Below are 12,271 nucleotides of genomic sequence, written 5' to 3'. Positions count from 1 at the left end.
GTTTTCTGTATACCTATCTAGCCATGTAACGGAATGAACGTCAAATGTCAGAAAAGTGTGCAGTGACTTCAAAACATATCGTATTGATGCCCAATGAGCGCTTTAAAAGCGAATTGTGTTGAGTTTGCTATCTCCATAAAGATTTTTAATCTATCTCTAGAAGAGGTGCCCCGATCTCTCACTTAGCAAAAATGATGAATTAATTTTTTCAGCAGCTGATCGGTCGGCTCGATAAATTTTGTGTCAAGGTACTCATCAGGTTGATGTGCCTGCTCAATCGAACCAGGCCCCAGTACTAATGTTGGGCAAAGCTGTTGAATAAAAGGTGCTTCGGTACAGTAATTCACAATTTCAGTTTCAGTACCCAACACTTTTTCGATTAACGCCACCATGGGATGATGAACTGGGCATTCATAACCAGGAATAGGAGGGTGTAAGTCAGTGATGGTTAAACGTCCCGGCCACTGCTCGCTGATCGGTGCCAGTGCTTGTGCAAGTAAGTCGTGAAGGTCGGGAAGAGAGAGTCCTGGTAGCGGCCGTATATCCATATGTAACTCACAACAGGCACAAATTCTATTCGGTGCATCACCACCGGAGATTTTTCCGAAGTTCATCGTTGGATAAGGGATAACAAATCCATCATGGTTGAAGCGTTCTTTAAGCTGGCGGCGTAACCCTTGTAATTCCGCAATCGAATCATGCATTAGCTCGATCGCGTTGATCCCGTTTTCTGGATCACTGGAGTGGCCGGAGTGACCCTCGATACGAATTGCTTTTGAAAGGTGGCCTTTATGCGCTCGAACGGGTTGCAGTGAAGTGGGCTCACCGATAATGGCACAATCTGGACGGATAGAGGTTGATTGTGCGAAGTAACTCGCTCCGGCCATCGTCGTCTCTTCATCTGCTGTGGCCAGGATGTAAAGCGGTTTAGTGAGTTTACTCAAGTCTATTTCAGTCAATGCCGTGAGAATAAAAGCAAAAAAACCTTTCATATCTGCGGTTCCTAACCCATATAAACGGTTATCGCGCTCGGTTAGGGTAAAAGGATCTTGTGTCCACCGTCCTTCATCGTAGGGCACCGTATCAGTATGCCCAGCCAAGAGCAGACCACCAGAGCCTTGACCATATTTCGCCAGTAAATTGAATTTATTGCGCGTATTCGGTACCGGCTGAAGTTCCACCTGAAAGCCTAAATTTTCGAACCAGCCCGCGAGTAAAGTAATAAGTGGCTCGTTGCTCTGATCCAGTACAGATTCTGTACCGCTGATGGAAGGCGTACCAATTAATTGACGATAAAGTTCAATAAATGGCGGTAATTTGTTATTCACTGTTGACGCTCCTTTGATTAGGATGTACAAATAATCATGCAAATTATGTGAATAAAAATACATTATTGACCGTCGAGATGACAACGATTTATTCACGATTCAAGGGAAAGTAGAAACTTAACCCGCACCTGTTTATGAGAGCTCAGAAAGGTCTTTACTCATGTTAAATGCATTGATTGTTGGCGCTAGCGGATATGCCGGTGCGGAACTGGCAACCTACTTGAATCGTCACCCTGAAGTTAACCTTGCCACTGTGGCAGTGTCTGCGAAAAGTGAAGATGCAGGTAAATTATTATCAGATCTTTATCCGCAACTCAAAGGCCGACTTGATATCGCGTTACACGGGATGACCGATCCGCAGGCATTGGCGGAACAACATGATGTTGTCTTTTTAGCTACCGCCCACGAAGTCAGCCATGATTTAGCCCCTATTTTTCTCAATGCGGGTTGTACTGTCTTCGATCTTTCCGGTGCTTATCGGGTTAATGATCCAGAGTTTTATACCCGTTATTACGGATTCACCCACCAACATACAGACTGGTTAGCGAAGGCGGTTTATGGCTTGGCCGAGTGGCAGACTGAAAAAATTCAGACTGCGCAGCTTATCGCGGTCCCCGGCTGTTATCCCACAGCGGCCCAATTAGCGCTAAAACCTTTACTAGATCGCCAGTTATTAAATACCGATTTTTGGCCAGTCATTAATGCGACGAGCGGTGTAAGTGGTGCTGGACGTAAGGCTTCCCTTAAAACGAGTCTGTGTGAAGTCAGCTTACAACCCTATGGTATTTTTACCCATCGGCACCAACCTGAGATTGCGACACACCTTGGTACGCAAGTTATCTTTACTCCTCATTTGGGCGATTTCCCTCGGGGCATCTCTGAAACTATCACTTGTAAGCTAACGCAAACTCTCACTCGCGAAGAGATTTTGGCTATCTTCCATCAAGCTTATGATAGTCAGCCTTTAGTCAGAATTTATGATGAGGGCGTGCCAGCGCTGAAATCGGTCGTTGGCCTACCTTATTGTGATATCGGCTTTGCCGTAGAGGGCCAGCATCTCATTTTGGTCAGTGTTGAAGATAATCTATTGAAAGGGGCGGCTTCCCAAGCAGTGCAATGCTTGAATATTCGGTTTAACTTTTCATCCACCCTTTCCTTACTTTAAGAAGAGTCATTGATTATGGAAAATCCATTAATTATTAAACTAGGTGGTGTTCTGTTAGACAGCGAAGAAGCCCTGTCTAGGCTCTTTGACGCACTACAGCAATACCGTATGCAACATCAACGCCCATTGGTTATTGTTCATGGTGGAGGCTGCTTAGTCGATGAGCTTATGAGTCAGCTGAATCTCCCGGTGAAAAAACAGAATGGATTACGCGTAACTCCGGCTGATCAGATCGATATCATCACCGGTGCTTTAGCGGGAACGGCGAATAAGACTTTGTTAGCGTGGGCCAAAAAATACGGTATTTCAGCCGTTGGGCTATCGCTGGGTGATGGCAGTATCACCGAAGTCACGCAATTAGATGAATCTCTTGGCCATGTAGGTAAGGCCTCTGCTGGAAATCCGGCACTGTTAAATACACTTTTAGCGGCTGAATATTTGCCAATTATCAGTTCTATCGGTATTACTGATGGGGGGCAGCTGATGAATGTTAATGCAGACCAAGCGGCGACGGCGTTGGCAGCAGCTTTAGGTGCAGATTTGATTCTTCTGTCCGATGTGAGTGGTATCTTGGACGGTAAAGGACAAAAAATCGATAAAATGTCGGCACAAATGGCGGAAACGTTGATTGATCAGGGCATTATTACTGATGGAATGATCGTGAAAGTGAATGCGGCATTAGATGCTGCGCGGACCTTAAACCGACCGGTCGACATTGCTAGCTGGCGACATGCTGAAAAACTGCCAGACTTATTTAATGGCTTAGCCATTGGTACGCGGATTGTTGCGTAATTTAAAGAATATTTTCAAGGATCTATAATGCAAACTCAAAATATTAATAAAATTGTTTTAGCGTATTCAGGTGGTCTTGATACTTCGGCGATTATTCCGTGGTTAAAAGAAAATTATGGCTGTGAAGTTGTCGCATTTGTTGCCAACGTTGGCCAAGATCCTGCGGATTTAGAAGGTGTAGAGAAAAAGGCGATGCAGTCTGGTGCCAGCGAGTGCCACGTCGTCGATTTACGTGAAGAGTTCATTCGTGAATATGTCTATCCAGTCCTGCAAACAGGGGCACTGTATGAAGGGACATATTTACTGGGAACCTCTATGGCGCGTCCGATTATCGCCAAGGCTCAGGTTGAAGTGGCGCTGAAAGTAGGTGCCGATGCACTGTGCCATGGCGCGACTGGTAAAGGTAATGACCAAGTCCGTTTTGAGAGCACTTACGCGGCCTTAGCACCGCAACTGAAAGTGATCGCACCTTGGCGTGAGTGGGATCTACGTTCTCGTGAAGCTCTGTTGGATTACCTTAAACAGCGTGATATCCCTACTACTGCCAGTTTGGAAAAAATTTATAGCCGTGATGAAAATGCGTGGCATATCTCCACTGAAGGTGGCGTATTAGAAAGTCCTACCAATGCTGCAAACCAAGATTGCTGGGTTTGGACAGTCGATCCATTAGAAGCGCCAGACCAACCTGAAGAAGTTACCCTGACGGTTGAGAAAGGCAAAGTCGTCGCGGTTAATGGTGAAAGACTAAGCCCGTTCCAAGCGTTAGAAAAACTGAATGTTCTGGGTGCCAAACATGGCGTGGGAAGAATTGATATCGTCGAGAACCGTTTAGTCGGTATGAAGTCACGTGGTTGCTATGAAACCCCAGGCGGTACCATTATGGTCAATGCCTTACGTGCCGTTGAACAATTGGTTTTAGACCGTGATAGCTTCAAATGGCGCGAGCAGCTTGGTTTGGAAATGTCTTATGTCGTCTATGACGGACGCTGGTTCACTCCAATCCGTAAAGCGCTGCAAGCCTCTGCTGAATCCTTAGCGGAAGAGCTGAATGGTGAAGTGGTTATTCGTCTTTATAAAGGGCACGCCACGGCAATTAAAAAGAAATCTGACAATAGCCTCTATTCTGAAGAGTTTGCGACTTTTGGCGAAGATGAAGTTTATGATCATAGCCATGCGGAAGGATTTATCCGTCTTTACTCGCTGTCTTCTCGTATCCGGGCAGTAAAACAACAATAAGTCTTTAGGTGGCCGTAGGGCCACCTCCTTATCTATTTTTCAGGAGAGTTACCATGGCATTGTGGGGCGGACGGTTCACTCAGGCAGCCGATCAGCGGTTTAAACATTTCAACGACTCATTACGTTTTGACTACCGTTTGGCTGAGCAAGATATTACTGGCTCGGTAGCGTGGTCTAAAGCCCTAGTCACCGTCAATGTTTTGACTGGTGAGGAGCAACAACGTCTAGAGCAAGCTTTGACTGAATTGCTGGCTGAAGTGCGCGACAACCCAATGCAGATTCTGGAAAGTGATGCAGAAGATATCCACAGTTGGGTCGAAGGTAAACTCATCGAGAAGGTCGGTGATTTAGGAAAAAAACTGCACACTGGCCGCAGCCGTAATGACCAAGTGGCGACCGATTTAAAACTATGGTGTAAGTTTCAGGTCAATGAATTAATCACTGCGGTCCGCGCAATTCAACGCGCACTAGTCGAAACGGCCTCTGCGCATCAAGACGTAGTGATGCCAGGTTACACCCATTTACAACGCGCTCAACCTATCACCTTTGCCCACTGGTGTTTAGCTTACACTGAAATGTTAGCCCGTGATGAAAGCCGTTTAGAGGATGCTTTAAAGCGTTTCGACGTTAGCCCACTAGGGTGTGGTGCATTGGCTGGGACGGCGTACCCTATTGATCGTGAACAATTGGCCGAATGGTTAGGTTTTGCCAGTGCAACGCGTAATAGCCTCGATTCAGTCTCTGACCGTGACCACGCGTTAGAGTTAATGAGCCATGCTTCCATAAGTATGATGCACTTATCACGTTTCGCTGAAGATATGATTTTCTTTAACTCGGGTGAAGCGGGTTTTATCGAGCTATCCGATAAAGTCACCTCTGGCTCATCCTTAATGCCACAGAAAAAGAATCCCGATGCGCTAGAGCTCATTCGCGGTAAGTGCGGCCGTGTACAGGGCGCTCTAACGGGTATGATGATGACGCTTAAAGGATTGCCTCTGGCTTACAACAAAGATATGCAAGAAGACAAAGAAGGGCTATTTGATGCATTAGATACTTGGTTAGAGTGTTTGCATATGAGCTGCTTAGTCTTAGAAGATATTCAACTTAACGCCGCACGCTGCAAAGAAGCGGCAGAACAAGGTTATGCTAACTCTACTGAGCTGGCGGACTACTTGGTTGCTAAGGGTGTACCTTTCCGTGAGGCGCACCATATTGTGGGGGAAGTCGTGGTAGCGGCCATCAAACAAGGTATCCCTCTTGAGCAGTTATCGTTGGATCACTTTAAACAGTTTAGCGATACGATTGAAGAAGACGTCTATCCATTATTATCGCTTGAGTCTTGTCTCGATAAGCGTAATGCGAAAGGCGGCGTAGCCCGTGAGCAAGTCACTTTTGCGATTGAACAAGCACGCATTCGTTTAGCGTAAAAAAAAGCGGACGAAAATTCGTCCGCTACCCTGGTGTGGCACTTTATTCTTATAATATTTTATACAGCGAAGTGCTTCTCTAAATCGTCGCTACCCCCGATGTGGCGGCCTCCGATGAAGACTTGTGGTACGGTAGAACGGCCCGTGATAGCACGTAAGCTAACCGTGGTCGCGTCTTGGCCCAAGACTAACTCTTCATATTGTAGACCTTTATCTTGCAATAGCTGTTTCGCTTTTGCACAGAAAGGGCAACCTGGCTTAGTAATAATCGACACAGACTCTTGTAATTTATGATCTGGAGCCAAGTATTTCAGCATGGTATCAGCGTCAGAGACTTCAAACGGGTCGCCCGGTTGGTCTGGTTCGATGAACATCTTCTCGATTTTTCCATCGCGTACCAGCATAGAATAACGCCATGAACGCTCACCAAAGCCTAGATCATCCTTACCGACCAACATTCCCATACCACGGCTGAAATCACCATTACCATCTGGGATGAATGTGATTTTCTCGGCGTGTTGATCTTGTTTCCATGCATTCATCACGAAAGTATCGTTGACGGAAACACATAAGATCTCATCAACACCGTGTGCTGCGAATACACTATGCAGCTCGTTGTAACGTGGTAAATGGCTTGAAGAACAGGTTGGCGTGAATGCGCCAGGTAAAGAGAAAACAATGACAGTTTTATTTTTGAATAAATCATCAGTGGTCAGATCGACCCATTTGTCACCTTGACGTGTATGGAACGTTACTTGCGGGACGTTTTTACCTTCTTGATTCTCTAATGGCATGTTTTACTCCACTATTTGATATAGGTTAACTGTTTGATGAGTTAATAATATGAGACATTCCTTGATAGGGCTAATCGTTCGTTGCTATGCTACCTATCGTTACGACCTATCATGAAGGAAGGGGATTAATGAACATCCGTGATCTGGAATATCTTGTTTCGCTCGCAGAACATCGTCATTTTAGACGAGCGGCCGACGCTTGTCATGTCAGCCAACCCACCTTAAGTGGACAGATACGTAAACTTGAAGATGAGTTGGGCGTCATGCTACTGGAAAGAACTAGCCGTAAAGTTCTCTTCACGCAAGCCGGTTTACTTCTTGTTGACCAGGCGCGTACAGTGTTGCGGGAAGTCAAAATCCTCAAGGAGATGGCGAGCCAACAGGGTGAAACCATGTCGGGCCCTTTACATATCGGCTTAATCCCCACGGTCGGGCCGTATTTATTACCACATATAATTCCTATGCTTCATAAAAGTTTTCCTAAACTTGAGATGTACCTCCATGAAGCACAAACTCATCAGCTACTCGCTCAGCTCGACAGTGGTAAATTAGACTGTGCCATTATGGCGTTGGTTAAGGAGTCCGAGGCTTTCATTGAAGTGCCTTTATTTGACGAGCCAATGAAGTTAGCTGTTTACAGTGATCACCCATGGTGCCAGCGACAAACCATACCGATGGGCGATCTTTCCGGTGAAAAGTTACTCATGCTAGAAGACGGTCACTGTTTACGGGATCAAGCGATGGGATTCTGTTTCCAAGCGGGAGCTGATGAAGATACGCATTTCCGTGCGACGAGTCTTGAGACGTTACGTAACATGGTTGCAGCGGGTAGCGGCGTAACCTTAATGCCTGCGCTATCCGTGCCGACGGAAAGGGAAAGAGATGGTGTCTGTTATATTGGATGTGAATCGCCGGTGCCGCAACGGACAGTCGCATTGATTTATCGACCAGGGTCACCTCTGCGTAGCCGCTATGAGCAACTCGCAGAGGCGATAAGCGCACATATGTACGCTTTACCGGCAGATGTACTAAAACAGTCTGTTTAAACCGTTTAACGCGGCCACGCGATAAGCCTCGGCCATTGTTGGATAGTTAAAGGTGGTATTCACGAAGTACTCGATAGTATTGCCACCATTTTTCTGTTCCATAATGGCTTGACCGATATGAATAATTTCAGCGGCCCTTTCACCAAAGCAATGTATCCCTAAAATTTCCTTCGTTTCACGATGGAAAAGGATTTTTAAGCTACCGACATTCATCCCTACAATTTGTGCACGGGCAAGATGTTTAAATTGCGCGCGACCCACCTCGTAAGGAACCTTCATTGCCGTCAGCTGTTGCTCTGTTTTCCCAATCGAACTGATCTCTGGGATGGTGTAGATACCCGTTGGAATATCTTCGACCAGATGTGCTGTCGCCTCGCCTTTAATGATAGCTTGAGCCGCAATACGTCCCTGATCGTAGGCTGCAGAAGCTAGACTTGGATAACCAATCACATCGCCCACTGCAAAGATATGAGGTTGGCTGGTTTGGTACATATTGTTCACTTTTAACAAGCCACGACCATCGGCTTCGAGACCTGCATTCTCTAATGAGAGAGAATCGGTGTTCCCCGTCCTACCATTAGCAAACAATAAGCAGTCGGCTTTCATCTTTTTGCCAGATTTGAGGTGCATAATTACGCCATCCTCAACGCCTTCGACTTTCTCGAACTCTTCATTGTGGCGGATCACTACGCCATTATTCCAGAAGTGGTAGGAGAGCGAATCCGACATTTCTTGGTCCAAGAATGCCAGCAGGCGATCACGGGTGTTGATGAGATCAACTTTTACCCCTAATCCACGGAAAATCGACGCATATTCGCAACCAATTACTCCAGCACCATAAATAATGACGTGGCTGGGTTCGTGTTTTAAATCCAAGATGGAATCAGAATCGTAGACACGTGGATGTGTAAAATCGATATTATCAGGGTGGTAAGGGCGTGAACCGCAGGCAATGACGAATTTCTCTGCAGTTAAAATTTCTACAGAGCCATCATGAGTTGTGAGTTCAAGCGTGTGAGCATCAATAAAGCGTGCATCGCCTTGGAATAACGCGCAATGGTTCCTTTCATAAAACCCTTGGCGCATATTAGTTTGTTGCTGAATAACGTTCTCAGTATGTTTGAGAATGTCAGCGAAAGAAGAGCGGAGTAGGCGAGTATGGTCGCTGTATAGGGGGTTCAAATTGAACTCGATGATACGGCTAACTGCGTGACGTAAAGCTTTAGAGGGGATCGTACCCCAGTGCGTACAACCACCACCGATATTATGATAGCGTTCAATAACAGCAATGTGAGCACCTTGTTTAACGAGGCCCATTGCGGCACCTTCACCACCAGGTCCAGAACCAATGACAATGGCGTCGTAATCGTAAGACTGTTTCATACCCATATGTCCTATTTCTCTATACATTTTTACAACTTGATTCTAACATCTTCACGATATTAGCTAAATGGTAAAACCAATTTTCCGCATTTCTGCACAAAAATTTAAGTAACAGAGCGTAATAATGTTTCCCCCGCTGTACGCTCAAACTTTGGTATAGTCTTACCATGAAAGATAAAAAGGCAGAAGTCATGGGCGTTAGAGCGCAGCAAAAAGAACGTACAAGACGTGCACTGGTTGAGGCTGCTTTTAGCCAGCTCAGTGCTGAACGAAGTTTTGCTAGCTTAAGTCTACGCGAGGTCGCTCGTGAGGCAGGGATCGCGCCAACCTCTTTTTATCGACATTTTAAAGATGTGGATGAATTAGGGCTGACGATGGTTGATGAAAGCGGTCTGATGCTTCGTCAACTAATGCGTCAAGCACGCCAGCGCATCGCCAAGGGCGGAAGTATTATTCGAACCTCGGTTGCGACCTTTATGGAGTTTATCGGCAATAATCCGAATGCCTTCAGGCTTCTATTACGCGAGCGATCTGGAACCTCTTCCGCATTTCGTGCCGCGGTTGCTCGAGAGATTCAGCATTTCATTGCAGAATTGGCAGATTATCTTGAACTTGAAAATCATATGCCTCGAAGCTTTACAGAAGCGCAGGCAGAAGCGATGGTGACTATCGTTTTTAGTGCCGGTGCTGAGGCGTTGGATATTGACCTGACCCATAGGCGTCTGCTTGAAGAGCGGTTAGTGCTACAACTTAGGATGATTTCGAAAGGGGCCTACTATTGGTACCGCCGCGAACAAGAACGGTTAGCGTTACATAATGAAGGGCATGAAGAGATGAACCCTATTCGTAAATAGGGTTCTATAACGCTAGCGCAATGTGAGTAGAACGCCAGATTCCATATGATGGGTATAGGGGAATTGGTCGAACAGTGCCACGCGAGAGATCGCGTGGGTGTCAGAAAGGACTGACAGATTTTCGCATAGTGTTTCCGGATTACAGGATATATAAAGGATACGCGGATATTGCTGTACCATTTTTAGCGTTTGCTCGTCGAGTCCGCTGCGAGGGGGATCGACAAAAATGGTCTCACAATTGTAAGCCTTCAAATCAATGCCCTTGAGGCGGTTAAACTCTCTAACGCCTTGCATCGCTTGTGTAAACTCTTCTGCAGACATCCGGATAATCTGTAAATTATCGATATTGTTGGCGCTAATGTTATATTGCGCGGACTCCACAGAAGGTTTCGCTATCTCTGTGGCGAGCACTTGATCGAAATTTTTCGCTAGTGCAATCGAGAAATTACCATTCCCACAATAGAGTTCTAATAGGTCGCCTGTCGCGTTTTGAGTGATAGATTGCGCCCATTCAAGCATGGAAATATTGATTGCTGCATTAGGCTGCGTGAAGCTGTTCTCAACTTGTCGATAAACCAGCGTATCGCCATTTACGGTGAGTGCTTCTTCTATATAGTCTTTATCTAGGACGATTTTTGTCTTTGTCGCTCGACCTATGATGTCGATGGTGAACCCCATCTGCCGTAACCGATCTCGCAATATTTTAGCGGCGGCGATCCACTCATCATTTAAGGGTCGGTGATAGAGTAGTGTGACCAAAGCTTCACCACTTAAGGTGGTAAGATAATCGATTTGGAAAATTTTGTGTCGAAGGACTTGCTCCTGCTTGAGTGCCTCAATCATGATTGGCATCAGCTGATTGATTAATTCACTCGCCGCGGGGAACTGCGTAACGGGTATGCGTGACTTTGTCGCTTGGTCGAACATGATATGGTACAAGTCGTCGCCTTCGTGCCAAAGGCGAAATTCTGCACGCATACGGTAATGACTCACAGGTGAGCGGAAAACTTCTATCTCAGGATGGTGGTAGGACGATAATAGCTCGCTGAGACGTTGATGCTTTTCAGTAAGCTGTGAATCGTATTGTGTTATGGGAAGATGTTCCGGAGTCATAAATTGAACCTATAGAATAACCTGATCAGCGGAGAATTGTAGGGATTCTCTACACGATGTCCAGCTACTATCGTGATCCGTTGCTAAGTTAACCCCGCCGAGAGTGGTATCATAGCCACTATAATCAGAGGCGTATGAGAAAATAATGGTTATACCGATTCAATATCCTTCAGAAATGCGTTTGTCTCAGGGCGAGGAAGCGCCAACAATCTTAATTATTGACTCTGGAGTCGGCGGGCTTTCGGTTTATGACGAAATAGCGAAACTATTACCGACAGCTCGATATCTCTATGTCTTCGATAACGCAGGCTTTCCTTATGGTACTAAAGAGGAGTCATTCATTATCGAACGGGTCGTGCAGATTACGCAGCAGATGGCCGATAGGTATCCGATCAATCTTGCGGTTATTGCTTGTAACACGGCCAGCACTATTACTTTACCTCGGCTTCGGGATACATTCAGTTTTCCCGTTATAGGTGTAGTGCCAGCAATAAAACCTGCAGCGCAACTGACACGTAATGGGGTAGTGGGCTTATTAGCGACGCAGGGGACAATACGAAGGGAATACACCTACGAATTAATCAAACAATTTGCGACCGACTGTCAGATTGAGATGTTAGGTGCATCTTCACTTGTGGAATTAGCCGAGCGCAAACTACAGCGACAAGATGTGAGCTTGAACGAAATCAGGGCAGCGGTAATGGATTGGTTAAGGTTACCCAAGATTCCTGACACGATCATTTTAGGGTGTACGCACTTCCCTCTATTAAAGGAAGAGCTTCAGCAGGTCTTTCCAAATGAGACAATTTTCGTGGATTCGGGGATCGCAGTCGCTCGTCGAGCGGTATTCTTACTCAAAGATTTCACTATTCCCACCCTTTCGCAATCTTCGAATATCGCTTTCAGTACACTCGAGGATGATAAATCAGCGTTACTTTTACCCGTTTTACGTCAATTTCGGTTTGAAAAGCTCGAAAATCTTACAAATATTGAGCGGATTGCATGAATCTCCAGCAACCGATGATTTTTTTTAAATAATCCCTTGCGCTCTGAGCGGAACTCCCTATAATGCGCATCCACTGACACGGCAAAGCACGATACGCAGCGCGGTGACAGGGACTGAAGCGATTCGG

At 46.0% G+C, this 12,271-nt stretch carries 11 protein-coding genes; 7 read left to right on the top strand and 4 right to left on the bottom strand.

Going from position 1 to position 12,271, the window contains the following annotated elements; translation table 11 throughout:
- Window positions 1–182: 182 nt before the first annotated feature.
- Entirely contained in the window at window positions 183–1,328 is a 1,146-nt protein-coding gene (gene argE / locus HGT71_RS09375) for an acetylornithine deacetylase (protein ID WP_214217549.1), read from the bottom strand.
- Between the two features lie 160 nt (window positions 1,329–1,488).
- Between argE and argC the strand changes: the two genes are divergently transcribed.
- From argC to argH, 4 genes are read left to right on the top strand one after another with little or no spacing between them, the layout of a single operon-like run.
- Window positions 1,489–2,493, top strand: a complete 1,005-nt coding sequence (gene argC, locus HGT71_RS09370) for an N-acetyl-gamma-glutamyl-phosphate reductase (RefSeq protein ID WP_214217548.1) — start codon at window positions 1,489–1,491, stop codon at window positions 2,491–2,493.
- A gap of 15 nt (window positions 2,494–2,508) precedes the next feature.
- On the top strand, window positions 2,509–3,285 hold the full coding sequence (gene argB / locus HGT71_RS09365) for an acetylglutamate kinase (protein WP_214217547.1): 777 nt from the start codon (window positions 2,509–2,511) through the stop codon (window positions 3,283–3,285).
- Between the two features lie 27 nt (window positions 3,286–3,312).
- A complete protein-coding gene (locus HGT71_RS09360; protein WP_214217546.1) occupies window positions 3,313–4,521 on the top strand; it encodes an argininosuccinate synthase in 1,209 nt (402 codons plus the stop codon).
- Between the two features lie 53 nt (window positions 4,522–4,574).
- On the top strand, window positions 4,575–5,948 hold the full coding sequence (gene argH, locus HGT71_RS09355) for an argininosuccinate lyase (protein WP_214217545.1): 1,374 nt from the start codon (window positions 4,575–4,577) through the stop codon (window positions 5,946–5,948).
- Between the two features lie 59 nt (window positions 5,949–6,007).
- Here the strand turns inward: argH and HGT71_RS09350 are convergent, their stop codons facing one another.
- Entirely contained in the window at window positions 6,008–6,742 is a 735-nt protein-coding gene (locus HGT71_RS09350) for a glutathione peroxidase (RefSeq protein ID WP_048912969.1), read from the bottom strand.
- Window positions 6,743–6,870: 128 nt separating this feature from the next.
- On the opposite strand from HGT71_RS09350, the gene oxyR reads away from it, so the two are divergent.
- On the top strand, window positions 6,871–7,788 hold the full coding sequence (gene oxyR / locus HGT71_RS09345) for a DNA-binding transcriptional regulator OxyR (RefSeq protein WP_048912965.1): 918 nt from the start codon (window positions 6,871–6,873) through the stop codon (window positions 7,786–7,788).
- Here the strand turns inward: oxyR and sthA are convergent.
- A complete protein-coding gene (gene sthA, locus HGT71_RS09340) occupies window positions 7,771–9,171 on the bottom strand; it encodes a Si-specific NAD(P)(+) transhydrogenase (RefSeq protein ID WP_048912966.1) in 1,401 nt (466 codons plus the stop codon). The genes oxyR and sthA overlap by 18 nt on opposite strands.
- A 191-nt stretch (window positions 9,172–9,362) precedes the next feature.
- Here sthA and fabR point away from each other — a divergent pair, with 191 nt between their 5' ends.
- Window positions 9,363–10,025 (top strand): HTH-type transcriptional repressor FabR, encoded by a 663-nt coding sequence (gene fabR, locus HGT71_RS09335; RefSeq protein WP_048912964.1) that lies wholly within the window; start codon window positions 9,363–9,365, stop codon window positions 10,023–10,025.
- Window positions 10,026–10,037: 12 nt separating this feature from the next.
- Here the strand turns inward: fabR and trmA are convergent, their stop codons facing one another.
- Window positions 10,038–11,138 carry a tRNA (uridine(54)-C5)-methyltransferase TrmA gene (gene trmA / locus HGT71_RS09330; RefSeq protein ID WP_214217544.1) on the bottom strand — a complete coding sequence of 367 codons (1,101 nt, stop codon included), beginning with the start codon at window positions 11,136–11,138 and terminating at the stop codon, window positions 10,038–10,040.
- A 145-nt stretch (window positions 11,139–11,283) separates the two neighbouring features.
- On the opposite strand from trmA, the gene murI reads away from it, so the two are divergent.
- Complete coding sequence (gene murI / locus HGT71_RS09325; RefSeq protein WP_214217543.1) at window positions 11,284–12,144, top strand: glutamate racemase; 861 nt, start codon at window positions 11,284–11,286, stop codon at window positions 12,142–12,144.
- The last annotated feature ends 127 nt before the right edge of the window (window positions 12,145–12,271 follow it).

Source organism: Rosenbergiella epipactidis, assembly GCF_018494055.1.
GTDB lineage: Bacteria > Pseudomonadota > Gammaproteobacteria > Enterobacterales > Enterobacteriaceae > Rosenbergiella > Rosenbergiella epipactidis.
This window is presented reverse-complemented; position numbering and strand designations above follow the sequence as displayed.